Source organism: Hahella ganghwensis DSM 17046 (genome assembly GCF_000376785.1).
GTDB classification, from domain to species: domain Bacteria; phylum Pseudomonadota; class Gammaproteobacteria; order Pseudomonadales; family Oleiphilaceae; genus Hahella; species Hahella ganghwensis.
This window is the reverse complement of record NZ_AQXX01000111.1, coordinates 51,263-69,385: the sequence shown is the minus strand read 5'-3', so window position 1 is coordinate 69,385 and position 18,123 is coordinate 51,263. Positions and strand designations below refer to the sequence as shown.

18 protein-coding genes are annotated in these 18,123 nt (G+C 49.7%); 5 read left to right on the top strand and 13 right to left on the bottom strand.

The genetic code is table 11. The features are described from left to right. Nucleotides 1–91 precede the first annotated feature (91 nt). The 5 genes from F566_RS0112780 to F566_RS0112760 all read right to left on the bottom strand — a co-directional run bounded on the left by F566_RS0112780 (nucleotide 92) and on the right by F566_RS0112760 (nucleotide 5,953). Nucleotides 92–562 carry a hypothetical protein gene (locus F566_RS0112780; protein ID WP_157496764.1) on the bottom strand — a complete coding sequence of 157 codons (471 nt, stop codon included), beginning with the start codon at nucleotides 560–562 and terminating at the stop codon, nucleotides 92–94. 196 nt (nucleotides 563–758) lie between these two features. Continuing rightward, nucleotides 759–2,150 carry an HlyD family type I secretion periplasmic adaptor subunit gene (locus F566_RS0112775; protein WP_020407383.1) on the bottom strand — a complete coding sequence of 464 codons (1,392 nt, stop codon included), beginning with the start codon at nucleotides 2,148–2,150 and terminating at the stop codon, nucleotides 759–761. Further along, complete coding sequence (locus F566_RS32765; protein ID WP_083921076.1) at nucleotides 2,147–4,405, bottom strand: type I secretion system permease/ATPase; 2,259 nt, start codon at nucleotides 4,403–4,405, stop codon at nucleotides 2,147–2,149. Before F566_RS32765 ends, F566_RS0112775 begins: the two co-directional genes overlap by 4 nt. A gap of 572 nt (nucleotides 4,406–4,977) precedes the next feature. Beyond that, nucleotides 4,978–5,148 (bottom strand): hypothetical protein, encoded by a 171-nt coding sequence (locus F566_RS36920; RefSeq protein WP_020407381.1) that lies wholly within the window; start codon nucleotides 5,146–5,148, stop codon nucleotides 4,978–4,980. Nucleotides 5,149–5,269: 121 nt separating this feature from the next. Beyond that, complete coding sequence (locus F566_RS0112760; protein WP_020407380.1) at nucleotides 5,270–5,953, bottom strand: DJ-1/PfpI family protein; 684 nt, start codon at nucleotides 5,951–5,953, stop codon at nucleotides 5,270–5,272. Between the two features lie 122 nt (nucleotides 5,954–6,075). On the opposite strand from F566_RS0112760, the gene F566_RS0112755 reads away from it, so the two are divergent. Continuing rightward, a complete protein-coding gene (locus F566_RS0112755) occupies nucleotides 6,076–7,068 on the top strand; it encodes a LysR family transcriptional regulator (RefSeq protein ID WP_020407379.1) in 993 nt (330 codons plus the stop codon). 18 nt (nucleotides 7,069–7,086) lie between these two features. Here F566_RS0112755 and F566_RS0112750 read toward each other — a convergent pair whose 3' ends face one another. Further along, nucleotides 7,087–7,581 (bottom strand): TIGR00645 family protein, encoded by a 495-nt coding sequence (locus F566_RS0112750; protein WP_020407378.1) that lies wholly within the window; start codon nucleotides 7,579–7,581, stop codon nucleotides 7,087–7,089. 239 nt (nucleotides 7,582–7,820) lie between these two features. Between F566_RS0112750 and F566_RS0112745 the strand changes: the two genes are divergently transcribed. Beyond that, nucleotides 7,821–8,432: a glutathione S-transferase gene (locus F566_RS0112745; protein WP_020407377.1), complete on the top strand. Its 612-nt coding sequence runs from the start codon at nucleotides 7,821–7,823 to the stop codon at nucleotides 8,430–8,432. A gap of 79 nt (nucleotides 8,433–8,511) precedes the next feature. Here the strand turns inward: F566_RS0112745 and F566_RS0112740 are convergent, their stop codons facing one another. The 5 genes from F566_RS0112740 to F566_RS0112720 all read right to left on the bottom strand — a co-directional run bounded on the left by F566_RS0112740 (nucleotide 8,512) and on the right by F566_RS0112720 (nucleotide 13,467). Beyond that, nucleotides 8,512–9,279, bottom strand: coding sequence for an SDR family oxidoreductase (locus tag F566_RS0112740; protein ID WP_020407376.1), 768 nt, complete (start codon nucleotides 9,277–9,279; stop codon nucleotides 8,512–8,514). Nucleotides 9,280–9,442: 163 nt separating this feature from the next. Then, a complete protein-coding gene (locus tag F566_RS0112735) occupies nucleotides 9,443–10,138 on the bottom strand; it encodes a histidine phosphatase family protein (RefSeq protein WP_020407375.1) in 696 nt (231 codons plus the stop codon). 32 nt (nucleotides 10,139–10,170) lie between these two features. Then, nucleotides 10,171–11,238 (bottom strand): phosphotransferase family protein, encoded by a 1,068-nt coding sequence (locus F566_RS0112730; protein WP_020407374.1) that lies wholly within the window; start codon nucleotides 11,236–11,238, stop codon nucleotides 10,171–10,173. 82 nt (nucleotides 11,239–11,320) lie between these two features. Next, nucleotides 11,321–12,214, bottom strand: a complete 894-nt coding sequence (locus tag F566_RS0112725) for an SDR family oxidoreductase (protein ID WP_020407373.1) — start codon at nucleotides 12,212–12,214, stop codon at nucleotides 11,321–11,323. A gap of 44 nt (nucleotides 12,215–12,258) precedes the next feature. Next, nucleotides 12,259–13,467, bottom strand: coding sequence for an acyl-CoA dehydrogenase family protein (locus tag F566_RS0112720; protein ID WP_020407372.1), 1,209 nt, complete (start codon nucleotides 13,465–13,467; stop codon nucleotides 12,259–12,261). A gap of 154 nt (nucleotides 13,468–13,621) precedes the next feature. Here F566_RS0112720 and F566_RS0112715 point away from each other — a divergent pair, with 154 nt between their 5' ends. Next, nucleotides 13,622–14,563 carry a LysR family transcriptional regulator gene (locus tag F566_RS0112715; RefSeq protein WP_020407371.1) on the top strand — a complete coding sequence of 314 codons (942 nt, stop codon included), beginning with the start codon at nucleotides 13,622–13,624 and terminating at the stop codon, nucleotides 14,561–14,563. A 299-nt stretch (nucleotides 14,564–14,862) separates the two neighbouring features. Here the strand turns inward: F566_RS0112715 and F566_RS0112710 are convergent, their stop codons facing one another. Together F566_RS0112710 and F566_RS0112705 are read right to left on the bottom strand one after the other, a co-directional pair. After that, the gene (locus tag F566_RS0112710) at nucleotides 14,863–15,396 is read right to left on the bottom strand and encodes a 3'-5' exonuclease (protein WP_020407370.1); all 534 of its coding nucleotides are present in this window, start codon (nucleotides 15,394–15,396) and stop codon (nucleotides 14,863–14,865) included. Between the two features lie 157 nt (nucleotides 15,397–15,553). Then, nucleotides 15,554–16,189, bottom strand: coding sequence for a hypothetical protein (locus F566_RS0112705; RefSeq protein ID WP_020407369.1), 636 nt, complete (start codon nucleotides 16,187–16,189; stop codon nucleotides 15,554–15,556). A 484-nt stretch (nucleotides 16,190–16,673) separates the two neighbouring features. Between F566_RS0112705 and queC the strand changes: the two genes are divergently transcribed. Further along, the gene (gene queC, locus F566_RS0112700) at nucleotides 16,674–17,384 is read left to right on the top strand and encodes a 7-cyano-7-deazaguanine synthase QueC (protein WP_020407368.1); all 711 of its coding nucleotides are present in this window, start codon (nucleotides 16,674–16,676) and stop codon (nucleotides 17,382–17,384) included. Between the two features lie 27 nt (nucleotides 17,385–17,411). Beyond that, complete coding sequence (queE, locus tag F566_RS0112695) at nucleotides 17,412–18,065, top strand: 7-carboxy-7-deazaguanine synthase (RefSeq protein WP_020407367.1); 654 nt, start codon at nucleotides 17,412–17,414, stop codon at nucleotides 18,063–18,065. The last annotated feature ends 58 nt before the right edge of the window (nucleotides 18,066–18,123 follow it).

Genomic DNA, 18,123 nt, shown 5'->3' with positions numbered 1-18,123 from the left:
TGGTATTCAGCTTCGGAGAAAGTCATCTGATCCATGGATAGTATTCCTGATGAGTGAAGTTGGCCGTATTATGACTGATTTGGGGAGTTATTCAGAGCCTCCTTAGTATATTCTCTAGATTAAAGCCTGCTTCTTCGCATACCATGTTAAAGCTCAGCCACGAGGGAAAAGCGTCCCTGACAACAAAACTTATCTCATATTTGTAGTAACCCAGAACTTCCTTTTCTGATCTATCATCAACTACCTCAATATAGCTTTTTCTAATTGATTCATAGTTTTCAACTTTAGAAATACCGTCTACTATTCTATAGACAGTATTTCTTGATACATCCGCTTCATCTATATAATAAGAACTTATCTTGTTCTTATCGCCACCTAAATAAATGAGATCATATTCAGGTTCTTCGTTATTTACATCAGAAAACCTTACAAAATCCACAGATTTAAGATTTGCAATAAACATTGCAATAAATTTATTTTCAGCCCTCCAGCCAACATTATTTTCAATACCATCATTTATAAAAACACCGGATTTGAAATAGCATAAATTCGCATATTTCATCCCCTCCGACATAGTTGTTTCAAATATAGATACAAATGCAATAATACATATCGATAGAATAGCTAAAGTACTATACAAACACCTTTTCATACGACTCCATTAAAAAGAACATATATACAACGAATAACAACATCCAATATAAGAGACAAAAATAGGATTAAACATTATTATCTCAGATAAACCATAGCTAGTTAGCTTATCGCTCCCCCAAACTCTCTTCCTTATACCGCAACAACGGCGCCAGGAAGAATTCGATAATCCGCCGCTGTCCGGTCTTCACTTCGGCCATCACGGACATCCCCGGAGAGAGTCGAACGTATTTGCTTTCGACGGTGAGACCGTCTTGTTTCAGTTTTAATCTTGCTTTGTAGACCAGGCCCAGTTGTTCATCCTGGATGGCGTCGCCGGAGAGATCGATCAGTTCGGCATCGATGACGCCGTACTTGGTGAAGTTGAAGGTGTCAATTTTCACTTCCGCCGGTTGTCCTTCCTGTACAAAACCGATGTCTTTGTTGAGGACCATGGCTTCCACTTCCATCTCACTTTGTTCCGGTACAATCAGCATCAGTTCCTGAGCCGGGGTGACCACACCGCCGACGGTATGCACAGCGAGCTGCTGCACCGTGCCGTCAAGCGGTGCCGTTAGGTGATATTGTTTGCTGCGTTGTTCCGCTTTGGTTTTCTCTTCGCGTAAGGAAGCTTCCTGGGTGCTAACCTGTTGCAGTTCCAATAGCGTGGTTTTGTATTGCTCGTGACGCAGGGATTGTTGCTGCGCCTGATTGGCTGCGATGGACGCTTCCAGCTGTTTGAGCCGGGCCTGTTGCACAGCGATATCCTGCTCTACTTCGATCTGGTCCTGTTTGATTTCCAGATACTGCACCCGGGAACCCAGCTTCTTACTCTGCATGATGTCGTAGGCACTGACCCGCTCCATCAGCACTTCGTTCATGCGGGTGTTCTTGATAATCTCCGCACGAGTCATCTGACTTTCCGCCTCAAGTCGTGCCGTTTCCTGTTGCAGGGAGCTGAGTTTGGCGTTGAACTCTGCCACTTGCTGGAATAACAGATTTTGTTGTTTAACTAACAGTGGCTGCAGACTTGGGTCTTCTGTCGTCAGGACGGGAACGTCAATGTTTCCCTGTCCTTGCTGTTCGAACCAGTGACCAAAGGCTTCCAACCGTGCTTTCTGGGCAGCGGTTTCCGCCCATTCCTGAGTCAGACGCCGGACATCCGCTTCAGTGGTCGTGGTATCCAAGGTAATTAGGGGATCACCGGCATGAACGAACTGGCCATCCCGCACATGGATTTGCGCAATGGAAGCCGTCTCCAGTGGCTGGATGACTTTGACCCGTTCACTGGGAATCACCTTACCCTGTGCGGTCGCCACAATATCGATCTTGCCGAAGATGGCCCACACCACGCCAATGGTGAACAGCAGTAGGATCGCCCAGATAATGGCGCGCCCTACCGGTGAGGCCGGGGTCTGTTCAATCTCCACCGCTGCAGGCAGGAACTCGTAGATTTCCCGCTGACTGAGTACGGCTTTCTCGGCTTTTTGATCCGCTGGTGTCATCTTGATTTCGCTCATTCATCACCTCCTGTTTGAGGTGTTAATGACATGGAGGCCGAAATCCTGTTGGGTGCCGATTGTGTCTGGCTGGCAGATTTCCCAGTCGATCTCTCTGCCTTGTCCACCGCGCGAATGGCCGGGGTATGATTCTGGTAGCTGTGCAGCTTGGCGTAGTAGCCGTTCTGTTCCAACAGTTGTTCGTGGCTGCCCATTTCCACAATCTGTCCCTGATCCACCACGATGATGCGATCAGCCTGACGGACGGTGGAAAGACGGTGCGCGATCACAAACACGGTCCGGTTGTGACACATGTGACGCATGTTCTCCTGGATGATGCGTTCGGATTCATAATCCAGGGCACTGGTCGCCTCATCAAAGATGAGAATACGGGGATTGGTGATCAATGCTCTGGCGATGGCGATACGCTGACGCTGGCCACCAGAAAGAGACGCCCCCTGTTCACCGACAACGGTGTCGTAACCTTCGGGTAACTGCACGATAAACTCATGGGCCCCGGCCAGTTTGGCCGCTTCGATTACCCGTTCCAACGGCAGGCTGGGATCAACCAGGGCAATATTGTCTTTGACCGAACGATTGAACAGGCGGTTTTCCTGCAGTACCACACCCACCTGACGGCGCAGCCAGGCCGGTTCCATCTGGGCCAGATCCACCCCATCCACCAGTACCCGGCCGGACTCCGGCACATACAGACGTTGCACCAGTTTGGTCAACGTACTCTTGCCTGATCCGGAACGGCCGACGATACCGATCACTTCGCCGGGCTTCACATCCAAAGACAGTTGTTTCAAAACGAAAGGCTGTTCAGGGCCATAACGGAAGCTGACGTTATCAAACACCACCTGGCCTTTGAGTTTTGGCAGGGTGGTCCGGTTGGGGTTATGGCCCGGTTCCGTCGGGGTATTGAGAATATCCCCCAGGCGGGCCAACGAGATACTGGCCTGCTGGAAATCCTGCCACAGTTGCACCAGTTTCAGAATGGGGCCACTGACTCTTCCGGCAATCATGTTGAAGGCGATCAACTGGCCGATACTCAGCTCGTTCGCCATCACCAGAGAGGCTCCAATCCACAGAATCAGGACGGTCACAATCTTATTGATCAACTGCGCCGTCTGGCTAGCGATATTGCCCAGGTTATTGGCCTTGAATGAAGCAGCCACATAGGCTGCGAGATTTTCCTCCCAGCGGCGCTGCATCTGGGGTTCTACGGCCATGGCCTTGACGGTTTCGATACCTGAGACAGATTCCGTCAGGAAGGCCTGATTCTCCGCACCGCGTTTGAATTTTTCATCCAGACGGCGACGCAGGATCGGGGTGATGTATACCGACAGCGCAATATAAAACGGGATCGAACCGGCTACGACCCAGGTCAGAGTTGGACTATAGAAATACATCACCACAAAGAAGACGATGGTGAAGAACAGATCGATGACCAACGTCAGCGCTGAACTGGTAATAAAGTTTCGAATGGTATCCAGTTCCCTCACTCGCGCCACGGTATTCCCAACCTGGCGAGACAGGAAATAGGCCACGGGTAGATGGGTGAGATGGTTGTAGAGTTTGGCCCCGAGAGAGACATCCACCCGATTGGTGGTGTGGCTGAACACATAGTTGCGGAGGCCGTTCAGCACCACATCGAAAATGGAGATCACCACCAGGCCGAAAGCCAGAACATCCAGCGTGGTCAGGCCTTTATGTACCAGTACTTTATCGATCATCACCTGAAAAAATAGCGGTGTGATCAACGCAAACAACTGGATGAAGAAAGAGGCAATAATCACATCCCGCAGCAGGTGCTTGTACTTCAATATCGCGGGGATAAACCAACTGATATCAAACTTGCCTGTCATGCCCGGCAGCACCGAACGCTTGGTGATCAGAATCAGACGACCGGACCAGATCTCCGATAACGCTGACATGTCCAGCGTTTGGGGGCCATTGGCCTGCGGGTCCTGAATCAGGACTTTGTCGTCCTGGACTTTGGCCAGAATAAAGAAGCCGCCATCTTTATTTTGCGCAATGGCAGGTAATGGAAGCTTTTCCAGTTTATCCGTGGTGGATTTAAAGGCACGAACCTTAAGCTTGAGATGACGGGCCGCGCGAATCAAATCCCCTTCCAGGAAAGGGTGTTCGTGGGTGCCGAAATGATGTTGAAGTTGAGCGGGATCCGCGGCGACCTGATGGAAGCGCGCCAGCATCACTAACGCAGCGAGGCCGGTATCCAACCTCCCTGTTGTGGATTGTTCCTGATTCATCCGTGCTACTGCTCTATTTGGTATGGAAAATCATTAAATGCTATGTTTCGCGAAGCGATTCTAGTTGCCCTGTTTAACGCGTTACCTCGACACCGATATCCTCTAATGGCTAGTACCGATCCCTTACCAGGGCAAAAAACGGCCGAATAGTAACACCTTGTTACAATGCTGTTCAAATTTGCCCTTGGGGTTTTACATTTTTTTAATATCCAGCCGAGGCTGGCCTTTAAGGGGGTAGTGACTACTTGCACAACCTTTAAAAAAACCTTGGCAAAGTTTCTACCTCTACATTTCTGCCGCCAAAAATATCTGAAGTAGAATATTACCAACCAAAACGACAAAAAATGTCGCTTTAACCTAATACAGAAAAATATTAGTCAACGAATTCCCACCGCCGCGAGATTTCTAACTAAAAATAAAAGAGGGGCAATAGACAAGAAGGCAAAAATCCAAGAACTCATGGATCTGAAGTTTCACTAGCGTACAGGAAGTGTGAAGTATCTATTACTCGAATAGACTTGAAGCGAAAATACAACTTACCCCGGTTAAACATTTAACCGGGGTCGATCACTCTAAATATCAATATCCTCCAGATACAGGACTTCCGGTGGTCCTTCCAGAAAGCTTACCAAGGTGTCCATAACGCTGCTCTGCATGATGGATTCGATATAACGCTCGTGGTGTGATCTGGAAAGCCAGCGCTCCTGAAACAGGAGGATGTTATCATCCAGGCTTCTCTGCACGCTGACGCTGAAGCAGCCGGGAAAGCTCCTGACTTGGGAAGGTTGTCCTCCAGGAATTGCATCAGTTCATCGGACTTTTCCGGGAGAACTTGAGACTTCAGTGTGACCCATATGCTCAAGCCTAGTCCCTCCAAACCCGCTGCATCTGCAATGCTGTCTTCACTTCTTCGGCTTTGTCCTGGGAAGACAGTTGCGACAGTAACACCAGGGCCGCTTCATAACTGACCACGCTGCCATTGGAGGTGATAACGTTGCCGTTATCGGCACTGCTATCAATGACATAGTTACGGTCGTATTGCACCTTCACCTCTGGATAGTTCCTTGCCATACCGGATTCTCCCCCTGCCCAGGTGGTTGCGTTACGTCCATCCAAGACACCCGCTTCAGCCAACAATAATGCTCCGGAGCAATTGCTGGCCATCCACTCGGCTTGGGTGGCCGTATTTTTGATATAGGAAATCAATGCTTCATTTTCCAGCAGGGGATCCATATCGTAGCTACTGGGAAGTAGCAGAACATCCACTTCAGGACGATCACGCAAGTAGGCATCGACCTTCAGCGTCAAACCTTCTTCCGTGGTAATGCTATCGCTTTCACCCACATTGATGGTGATGGTTTCGTAATCCGAAAACCAACTCTTGCGACTGGCAATGCCAAATACTTCGATGGGCGCTGTGATATCTGAGGTTAGTACACCATCAAAAACGATGATGCCAATCCGTTTATCTGCAGACCAACTTTGTGACGATAAAGTCAGACAGACAAGTGTCAGCAGAATCGTCAGTTGCTTTGTGGCGAGTTTCATAGGGCTCTCCTGTGATTAACTTGGTTGACCCTACGGATTCTATTGGGCATTCTCCTGTGATTAAATGTCACTTGATTCTCAATACTTGTGAATGATTTTCACGAATAACGATGGCGAAGCGAATGGATAAACTCAATCTTCTAAAGCTTTTTCTTGTTGCCTCAGAAAAGGGAAGCTTTGCCTCCGCCGCCTCATTCCTTGGCTTGTCGCCTTCTACTGTCAGCAAAGCTATTGCGCGTCTGGAAGACGACCTCCAGCTACACCTGTTTCATCGGACAACCCGCACACTGACACTCACGGAGTCTGGCAAGGCATATCAGCATACGGTCCAGCAATTGCTGGCCGAGCTGGATAATTGCGAGGAGATGCTGGTAAGGAAAAACGGGGAATCCAAGGGACGACTGTCGATCAACCTGCCAGTGTCCTATGGCAGGCTGTATGTCATGCCATTGATCGGAGAATTTAAGCGCCAGTACCCGGACATTGATCTTTCCCTGAGTTTTGAGGACTCCTACGTGGACATGATCGAACAAGGTATCGATATCTGTATTCGAAGTGGCACCCTGGAGGAATCCACCCTGGTGGCCAGACAACTCAGTCCTATCGATTTCTTAACCTGTGTTTCACCAGCCTACTTCAAAGAGAATGGCAGTATTGGAATAGAAGACTATGAACAGCATCCCTGGATTCGTTTTCGTTTTCGTTTTCGCCAGACAGGTAGGTTAATGCCCGTCCTGGCGGCAAGAAAGGGCTCGCTCCCCTCAAGTATCGAGGGATACACTGCCACGGACCAGCTGAATCTTGACCCGGGACAACAGTACGTCGTGGATGATGGTGAAGCGATGGCAGAATTATGTGCACAGGGTTTAGGAATCACCCAGATTCCTCACTTTATTGCCCGGGATTGGCTTCAAAGTGGCAAAATTGTTCCTATCGCACCAGTATTCAGATCCAGGGGATATGGCGTTTGGATGATTTATGCCAAGAGAACTTTTCTGCCCGCCAGGATCCGCGCGTTTGTCGAATTTCTCGAAGAGGCAATTAGACGGGGTGGGGAAACGCCCAGGCATACCTGGGCTGAAAAACTGAATTGCTCAGTAGATGAGCTTGCATGAGCGTCTCCAAAAGAACAATTAATGCTCCTTCCGGGTGATCTTATCCAGATAGCCCATCGCAAAAGCAGAAACGACGAATGTCAGATGGATGATGACATACCACATCAGGTAATCCGTCTCCACATTCTCCGCATTCACAAAGATTTTCAGCAGATGAATGGAGGAAATCGCCACAATCGAAGCCGCGACCTTGTTTTTCAGCGTGCCGGAATCCACTTTGCCCAACCAGCTGAGTTTTTCCTGGCCTTCTTCGATATCCAATTGAGATACAAAATTCTCATAACCGCTGAACATCACCATGACCAACAAGCCACCCACCAGGGCCATGTCCACCAGGGATAAGACCAGCAGTACCAGATCAGCTTCTTTCATAGAGAAAATGATCGGCAGGTAGTGCGCAAGCTCCTGGAAGAACTTTAGTCCAAGCATCAATAACGCCAGACTCAATCCCAGATATATTGGGGCCAGTATCCAGCGGGCTGAATACATCAGATTTTCAATTAAACGTTCCAAATTCAGGTCTCCAAGGGCCTTAATTTATTACCCGCCCTTTATATGGGAATAAACTATCAAAACACAAGCCTTATACCATTTATCCCGCTCAAACACCGATAGTCTGGTCAAACTTTCATCATTGGCCAGTCGGTGCCATATTAGTAGACTATAACCGGCGTTTGACAGGCATATTTCCAGTTTCGCCACTCGCGCCGGGTTAAACCACAAAAAGCTGGTTAACAAGAGGACCAGGCCCCATGAAACTGATCGGCTCTTACACTAGTCCCTTTGTTCGTAAAATCAGGGTCATGCTATTAGAAAAAGGCATACCGTTTTCCCTACTGGAAGATATTCCCTGGAATCAGGATTCAAAAGCCCCCCAATACAATCCACTGGGTAAAGTGCCGATTCTGATCGATGAGCAGGGTAAAACCTGGTTCGATTCACCGGTGATCGCAGAGTACATCGAAGCCCTCCACACCAAACACATGCTGATTCCCCCGGGCAAAATAGGCGCGGTTGAAGTCAGACAGATGGAAGCTCTGGCTGATGGTATCGTAGAGGCTGGTATTGCGATCTTCCTGGAGAAAAAACGCCCCGTAGACATGCAAAACCCGGACTGGATGACTCGCCAGCACGGAAAGATCAAAAGAGGCATAGAAACGCTAGAGGCCATTCTTGGGGACAGGGAATGGATGCACGCCGACACCTTCAGCCTCGCAGATATCTCTGTTGGCGTGGTCTTGGAGTGGTTGAACTTCAGGTTGCCTGACTTGGGCTGGCAGAATGATGCCCCTAAACTGGCAGGTTATCTCGAACGCTTAAAAGAACGCCCTTCCTTTCAGGAAACCCAGCCACCGAATATCTAACGAGGGCTGACCGCATGGCGAAAAAGACTATGGTGGTAACCAACCCTGCCATAGTCTTTTTTTCATGATGAAAAAGCGATCAGGAAATCAGATAACCACCATCGACGGGCATGCTGATACCTGTTGTGTAACTGGCAGCATCACTCACCAGATACAATACTGCACCCGCCATCTCCGATGGCTCGGCGATTCTGTTCAGGGGCACATGCTCCAACAACTTCTTACGAATGGCATCATTTTGGGTTAAAGCAGAAGCAAACTTGGTGTCTGTACCACCAGGCAAAAGTGCATTCACCCGAATTCCGAAAGGCGCGCACTCTTTGGCAAAGGTTTTAGTCATGCTGATGACGGCAGATTTGGTGATGGAGTATATACCTTGCATCGCACCCGGTATCACGCCATTCACAGACGCCACATTCACTATCTTCCCACTCTTCTGCTCTCGCATGATTTTACCGGCTTCCACCGACATGAAAAAATAGCCCCGAATATTCACATCAACCGTCTTTTGGAATACCCCAAGATCCGTATCCAGCACATGCCCGAAGTAAGGATTGGTCGCCGCATTGTTGATCAGAATATCCAGTCGACCATGACTTTCTCTGATGTGCGAAAACAGCGCCGAAATCTGTTCCATTTCACCGATATGACAGGCAAAGGCTTCGGCCTTGCCGCCATTATCACGAATAGACTGTGCCACCGCCTCGCAACCATCCAGCTTACGGCTGGAGACAATGACATGAGCACCGTAGGCTGCCAGCGTTCTGGCAATAGATTCCCCAATACCACGGCTTGCCCCTGTTACCAGAGCGACCTGGCCGGTGAGATCAAATAAATTATTTTCCATGATATCTGTACCCTTTTATTGGCTAATTGCGGTTGTAGTAATCTTGTTATGGTTTATGACTGCCGACCTTTATGCTGTGGCGAGGTTTTCGAATAGGCCACCACATTATTGATTAAGTCGCCTCATAATCGATAAGTCACCACACCACCGATAAGTCACTAAACTATCGATAGGTCACCAAGGTTCGGTCCGCCTCCTGCTGCAGATAGGCGTAGTGGTTGAAATACCCCAGGGAGCGGCGGGTTTTGCTATAAAATATTTTGGTAATGGAAGCATTGGCGATTGACCAATTCAGCTGTAACGCAGCTTGTGGCGTGAGTTTCAGAATTGATGCCAACATGCCGGCAATCGCCCCTCCGGATGTGACTACGACCACGTTTTTTCCTGACCCGGCTACAGAGATAGCACGTTCAACAGCGCCAGATACACGCTCCACCACATCGCTCCATGATTCCATTCCTTCCCACTGGTCTTGCGAAACCCATGCATCCACCACGCGTTCAAAAACTTTCTGGAAGGCTTTCTTCCGGTCCACGTCATGATTCAGAAAGGCCGAAATCTCCGGCTCATGAGCCAACCCTGGCAATATGCTCGACAAGACCACCTGATGATCAAATTCATTGAATCCCGGGTCTTCCATAACCTTGGTAGACTCCAGCCCCATTGCAGCCAGCGACAAACGGGCTGTATCCTGCTGGCGCTCCAGGGTGCCCGAGAACCAGTGATCAATGTGTAGTCCTTTGGCGGCCAGATAACGACCACAATGAACCGCCTGAAGTCGACCGGTATCGGACAACCGATCATAGTTCGAGCTACCAAAACTGGCCTGGCCATGACGTATGAGATATACCGCTCCCATTCTTCCCTCACTCAGAATTGATTGCTTCTGGCCTAGCTTAGGCTGGAAGCGGAAATCTTGTCGCGCAGGTAGCCCTCCAGATACTTCACCATCTGGATAAATCCGGCAAACCGTTTGTCCTGGGTCTGACCATGATAATAGCGGTAGTAAATCTGCTGGATGATCACCACTAACCTGAACACGCCATAGACTTCGTAGAAGTCGAAGTTGTCGATATCAAGTCCCGATTTCTCCAGATAATAATCCACCACCTGCTGACGGCTCAGCATGCCAGGTAGATGAGTGGGCTGACGCCTCAGAACATGCAGAGGCTGCGGATCATCCTGCTGAATCCAGTAGGCGAGACTATTGCCCAGATCCATCAAAGGGTCGCCAATGGTCGCCATTTCCCAGTCCAGCACACCGATGATGTTCATCGGGTTATCCGGATCCAGCACCAGATTGTCAAAACGATAATCATTGTGGACAAGACATTGCTGTATCTGTGACGGTTGACGTTCTTTCAACCAGGCCATCACTTCGGTGTATTCCGGTGCGTCGTCTGTGTGAGATTTCAGGTAACGGTCACACCAGCCATTGATCTGGCGTTCGACGTAATCCCCAGGACGCGCCAGTTCTTTGAGGGTAGTCTGCTTCCAATTAATCTGGTGCAGATCCACCAGCCGGTCTACCAGATTATGACAAAGTGTGGTGCAGTCAGATGCAGACAGATTCAGGTTCTTGGGAACATCTGCTCGCAGAATAATGCCCCGCAATCGCTCCATCACATAAAACTCGCTGCCAATGACCTCATGGTCATCACAGAATCCCACCATTTTCGGGACATAGGGATAGACTGCCTGCAGTCCCTGCATCACCCGGAACTCTCGCCCCATGTCATGCGCGGACTTAGCCTTATGTCCGAAAGGTGGGCGACGAAGCACAAATTCCCGATCGTCGTAACTCAATAAGTAGGTCAGGTTGGAGGCTCCACCAGGGAACTGAGTGATTTTCAACTCCCCCGTTAGACCGGGAACCACCTGCTTCATATAATGATCTATCGCTTTTACATCCAGCTCTTCACCGGATCTGACGGCACCGGCGCTATCAACTAAGCTCATCAATTTCCCTCGTCTCTATGCTTTTTGTTCGCAGCTCGCTGTTTAATAGCCCAGGTTCTGATTCAGCGGGCCAGCAGATTACTCAGGCAACTTTCGGTTTTGATGAACCCGGTTGCTGAGAATCCTCATGATCCTCCTTCAACGAATCAATGTCCCAGCCGTTGCGTTTGGCCAACAATCGTTTACCCAATGAACGCAGACTGGCGAGATATCCCGCGGGAAGATAACGTTTAAGCAACCAGAAAAAGCGATAGTTGCGATGGGGCAGGATATAAAAATCCTGTTTTGCGACACCGTCATATATGCGTTCAGCGACATCGTTAGCGGAGAGTTTGGATGATGCGAACAGCTTTTCGAGCGTTTCATGAACTTGAGGCGAGGCAAAGCGACCATTCCTGGCGAGATTAGTAGCAAAAAAACCGGGGCACACCACACTGGTGCCGACACCAAAGCTGTCCAGTTCACCCACCAGGGTTTCTGAAACGGCGACGACACCCGCCTTGGCAGCATTATAAGACCCCATTTCCGGTGAATGGATCAGACCCGCCATAGAGGAGATATTTACCACATGTCCTGACTTCTGTTTCTTGAACAAAGGCACAAAGGTCCGACAACCGCGCACAACGCCCATCAGATTAATGTTCAATACCCAGTCCCAGTCCTCCAGGGGTGCGGTATCGATCGCACCGTGTGTGGCGACGCCAGCATTATTAATCAACACATCCAGTCCGCCCCAGGTTTCCACAATTTTCTTTTTCCAGGCCTGGATATCACGCACCTTGGTGACATCCACACGCTGATAAAATGCCCGGTCTTTCGGTAATTGCAGAGATTTGACGATACTCTCGCCGGCTTCATCCTGAATGTCGGCCAGTGCTACACGCCATCCACGGCTCAGGAACAGTCGGGTCAGTGCCAGCCCAAGGCCACTGGCGGCCCCGGTGATGGCAACACGTTTTTCTGGGAATCGTTGCATAACAGTTATCCTGTGTCGGTGCAGTCCAACCGGTAAGCTGGAAATTATTTGTTATATTTTTTCAATTCGAATTTGGCGATAAGTGCCCGGTGTACTTCGTCGGGTCCATCTGCCAGTCGCAACACTCTGGCATAAGCAAACAGGCCGGTCAGGGGAAAATCATCGGACAGGCCACCACCACCATGCATCTGAATCGCCTGGTCCACTATACGCTGGCAGACATTAGGTGCGACCACTTTAATCTGTGATATATCGCTCATGGCGGCAAACACACCATGCTTGTCGATCTTATAAGCTGCCTGCAGGGTAAGAAGTCTGGCCATCTCGATATCAATACGAGCATTGGCGATGATGTCCGGATTCCCTCCCAATTTGGCGATAGGCTTACCAAAGGCCACACGTTTTGTTGCCCGTTCACACATCAGTTGCAAAGCTCTTTCTGCAGCCCCCAGGGCTCGCATACAGTGGTGAATTCGGCCCGGACCAAGACGTCCCTGGGCAATCTCAAAGCCACGGCCGAGGCCTGCGATGATGTTGTCTTTGGGCACCCTTACGTTATTGAAGTGGACTTCACCATGTCCATAAGGCTCATCCAATTGACCGAATACCGGCAACATACGCTTGATATCAACCCCCTCAGCGTCGCGAGGTACGATCACCATAGAATGCTGCTGATGTCGGCCTTGCTCCGGGTCGGTCAAACCCATGAAAATAAAAAACCGCGTATTCGGATGCCCGGCATTGGAGGTCCACCATTTCTTACCGTTAATAATAACGTCATCACCATCCGCGACAATCGTACCTTGCATATTGGTGGCATCCGAGGAGGCAACCTCAGGTTCCGTCATGGCAAATGCAGAACGAATTTCTCCCTCCAGCAACGGCTTCAACCAACGCTCCTGCTGCTCACTGGACCCATAGCGCGCAAGAACTTCCATATTTCCGGTATCCGGCGCACTGCAATTGAAAACCTCCGGGGCAATAAACGAATACCCCATTTCCTCGGCCAACGGTGCATATTCCAGTGTTGTCAGACCAGGGCCATATTCTTCCTCAGGTAGAAAAAGATTCCACAGACCTTCCTTTTTCGCTTCAGCTTTCAGTTCCTCCATAACAGGAGGTTGAGTCCAGGTCTGACCCGGCGCGGATAGGTGCGCGTAATAGGCTTCCTCCGCAGGAACAATCCGCTCTCTCACAAACGCCCGAACACGTTTAATGTAGGACTGGGCTCGTGCCGAATGTTCAAAATCCATAATCCACCTCTTGTCCGTCAATCCGCGCCCTGCAGATCAATTCCGGATAGTTAGTCTAAAGCTGATGTAGGGTAAAAACTGTTTGTTGGGTTAAAGCTAAGCCACGGCATATAATTAAACAAATGAATAATAGAAATATATAGATATTAATATCATGCATGTCAGTCGAATCGACCTGAATCTGTTTATTGTCTTTGAAGCCATATACAGTGAGGGAAGCATTACCCGGGCAGCCGAGGTCCTCCACCTGACCCAGCCGGCCATCAGTCATGCCCTTGCCCGGTTGCGGGACGTTCTATCCGATGATTTATTTATACGAACCGCCAGAGGAATGCGGCCGACGCCTTACGCAGATCAATTGATTGGCACTGTCAGGCAATCCTTAAATCATCTACAACGAGGGCTGCAGCAAAGCGTGGAGTTTACTCCCGGACGCCTGAATACCCAGTTCAGATTAAGTATCCGGGACATGTTTGAGGCTTTGCTGTTACCCGAACTGATTCGACGTTGTCGTCATGATGCCCCAGAAGTGACCTTCAGTTGTGTGCGTGTCCCCAGGGAGCAACTGGTGCACGATCTCGCCAGCGGCAGGGTAGATGTGGCCGCGGATATATTACTCAGCCATGATGATAGTATCGTCCATGAAAAACTGTCTGAGGATCATCTCGTCTGCCTGCTGAGAAAAGGGCATCCGGCATCAGAACGGGAATGGACGCTGGGCGAAATGCTTAAGTGGCCGCACGCACTGGTATCCTCCAGAGAACACGGCCCCGGTTATGAAGATGTACAGCTCTCCCGGCATGGTTTACAACGTAAAATTGGACTGCGCACCCCCCACTTCTTTGGAGCGGCTCTGGTCGTTGCTCAGAGCGATCTTGTGCTCTGTGCCCCACAACGGTTTGCAGAAATACTGCGTCGTCGCCTGGGGCTCGAGGTCAGGCCTTTTCCCATGACGCTGGGGGCCTTGGAACTCTACCTTTACTGGCATCACTCCATGGATCAGGAGCCCGCTCATCGCTGGCTAAGAGAGCAGGTTAAACAAGCCATGGGCAACATCAGTGGACAGAACAGTCCAGACTTGGTGGTAAAAGACTAATGGATAGCGATAAAGGAATAATGGGTTGAGCGCAGAAAGCTCTCAGTGATCAAAAAATAGACTTTCGGTATTCCACTACAGCCGGATGACACTTTGTAGCGCATACTCAATATCGCCTTGATTAAGTGGTTCCGCGACCCCCTAACGGACGCTCCGAATTGCTTGATAAGCACTAAGTGCTCTCCTATGCGGGACCAGATCATTTATCTTGTCCCGTTTTTTTATACCCGCCAGAAAGCACAACCTGATTTATTCAGCAGATCATCCCCATAAGACAGCCGTCTCATCGAGCGTCAGAATTACAAAGAGATTTTATGCCAGGTTTGATAGAGAATCTGGGTATCGTTGGCTGCACGGTGGGTATCAACACCCAATTCATCGATGACAGACCGACGAACGTCAACCCAGTTATTCATTTGCTGGGGGGTCAGAATCTGGGAAATGGATTCCAGACGGAATTGGCATTCGAGTTTGGCGGCTTTATAAAGTCGGTGCAGCCAGAACGAATCAAACGCCAGTGCATCACAGTAGGTGGTCTCGGGAATCAATTCATTCAGGGCATGAGCAACGTCAATAACGTTACACCCTTCCGCATCCAATTGCTCGCGACTGATACCGTGAACTTTTTCAGCATCGGGAGACCAGTCTCTCCAGAGGGGGGCAGGCTTCAGTAACCAGCTATGAATAGTACCGTTGGGCAGGCAGATACCAACTTCGATGGGATAACTGCAAATCAGATCAAGGCTGGATGCTTCAAAATCAATGAAACAGGGTGCCTCCTTAACCAAAGGGCCACTCACCGCTTCCAGTGTCTGACTTTGCTGTTCTTTCACCACTCTCTCTTTTATTTTGAATTTTGTTTTTTAGGGCGGAAATGATACCCCCTGCACGCTGAAATGTCTGGCTTCGCCGCACAGATTGCCTAAGTGATTTCCCTTACATCCTGCTTACATTTCGCCTGTCAGAGTCACTTAGGCAACAAGGATGACTCTATTGAGCTGACGTCAGAGGGACTTCAGTATTCCGCCGCGCAAACCCTGATAACGGCGTATAAATCACCTGCTCCCCGGACAATTCCGGCCAATAGACCAACATTAACTGATGTCCCTGTTGCTGACTATAATAAATGACCGACATGACTCCGGGACGCTGAGTGATCAGATATTTAATTGTCTCTTTTTCATGATGCTTGGATAAATCCACCAGCACTGGTGATGGAAACTGATCAAATTGCTCGGACCTCACCAATTGCCGAGTCAGGTAATTCCGTAGCTTCAGAAAATCCGGATGATTGGGCGCTGATAGAATTTCCTCTGCCGTACTGGCCGCAGAAGCTGTATCAACCGCCTGGAAGGACAATTTTACAACGGCCGGAGCTGACCAACCTGCAAATGCCTGAGTGTCCTGAGGGACCGCTCCCATCATAGCTCCGAGCATCACGGAAAAACCCAACGTCAAAAAGGGCCTGCCGACTCGCTCTTTTCCAGGTTGTCCCCGGTGATGTCGCACAAGAACTCTTTTCGCTTTTGCCTGCTGCCTGTATTGCACCAGTACAACACCCGCCGCCATTAACAACACACAGGCTAGGGCTAGGACTGTGACCGAAGCAAGACCAGAAGTACTCATTTCAAAACCTCCTTCCAGACAACAGCAGGAGATACTGTGCACGGCCGACCCGGGCGTGTACCCCAGTGCGATGTCCGGCTCTTCAGCAGATCACACCAAGCAGCCGAGGAAGGACTTTAAAGTGTACTTCGCATTCGCCACCTCTAAAGGTCTGATACCAGAGAAATTCCTTCTCTCCTGAAGCATCCGGCGCGGCCACTCACGTCACTTTGGCGCTCGAAAGACAAACCATCTCTCTGGACCTAAAGAGGCTCCTGCGTCATCAGGCCCTACTTATCGATATAGCAGAAAATCTATCAACTGTCGTTTTTTGGTCAAAAATTAATCGTATCGATATGTAATATTGGAAAAGCAAAAGCAGTAAAATCGGATATAAGCGTATCAACACAGGTGTCAGGAAAATTCGATAAAGGGCGAATTTTTGTGCAAACGCCTGTATACTTTGCGCCCTTTTTTTACACGAACAGAAATTTGTATTGAGAACATGAGCAGCACACAGTCTACCCCGGAAACAATGCCTCAGCCCGGCAAAGAAAAAGTCGTTACCATTTTCAGCGGCGGAATGGATTCTTTTACCCTGTTAAATCAGTTAGTGGCTGAAGGCAAAGAAGTATATGCGCTGTCCTTCAATTATGGTCAGCGCCACAGCAAAGAACTTCAGTGTGCGGAAAAAGTGTGTGCACAGCTCGGTGTATCCCACAAAACTGTCGATATCACCAGCATCAACAGCCTGTTAGCCGGATCATCGCTGACCGACGATATTGATGTCGCAGAAGGGCACTATGCAGAGGAAAACATGAAGTCCACTGTCGTGCCGAATCGAAACATGATCCTGCTATCGCTGGCCATCGGCTATGCCGTGTCGCTGAAGGCTGAAGCCGTGTACTACGGAGCTCATGGCGGAGATCACGCGATTTACCCTGACTGTCGTCCACCATTCGTGGAAAAAATGCATGAAGTTTCATTGCTGGCAAACTACGAACCCGTGGCAGTCAAAGCGCCCTATCTGCACATGACCAAGATTGACATTCTCCGTGAAGGACTCGCTCTTGGACTCAACTATGCCGACACCTGGACCTGTTACAACGGCAGAGAAAAAGCCTGCGGTAAGTGCGGTTCCTGCGTGGAGCGTCTGGAAGCCTTCGCAGAAAACGGTGTGACAGACCCGCTTCCCTACGAATCCGATCAGGCCTGAGCCTGATCATCCGGACAGGTATGCTGTATGTATCGCGTTAAAGAAATCTTCTATACCTTGCAGGGAGAGGGAGCACAACAGGGACGTGCAGCAGTGTTCTGCCGATTCAGTAAGTGCAATCTCTGGACCGGGCGAGAGAAAGACCGGGCCAATGCAGTATGCAATTTCTGCGATACAGACTTTATCGGCACAGATGGCCAGAACGGTGGACGTTTTACAACGGCAGAGGAACTGGCGGAGCGAATAAACAGCTTCTGGCCACCGGAGTCATCCCGCAAGTTTGTGGTCTGTACTGGCGGAGAGCCTCTATTACAACTGGACTCTGCCTTGATCGATGCGCTTCACAATGTGGGGTTTGAAGTGGCTGTGGAAACTAACGGCACCCTCCCCTCACCACCAGGCATAGATTGGCTATGTGTCAGCCCCAAGGGTACAGCGCCTGTGGTTATAGAATCCTGTGACGAACTCAAACTGGTTTATCCACAATCCGCCGCAATGCCGGAGCAGTTTTCCCATATACAGGCCGATCACTATTACCTTTCTCCGATGGCTGATCCCCTGGTCAAAAGCGGTGAAGACGATATCAAGCAATCCAACACCCAGGCCGCTCTGGCGTATTGCATGAGACATCCGAAATGGAAGCTGAGCGTGCAGCTGCATAAAATTCTTGGAATAGACTAGGAAGCGACCCCGTGCCCAAACAGAATCCAGCCATGACGTAGGTGCGAAGCGGATTCAC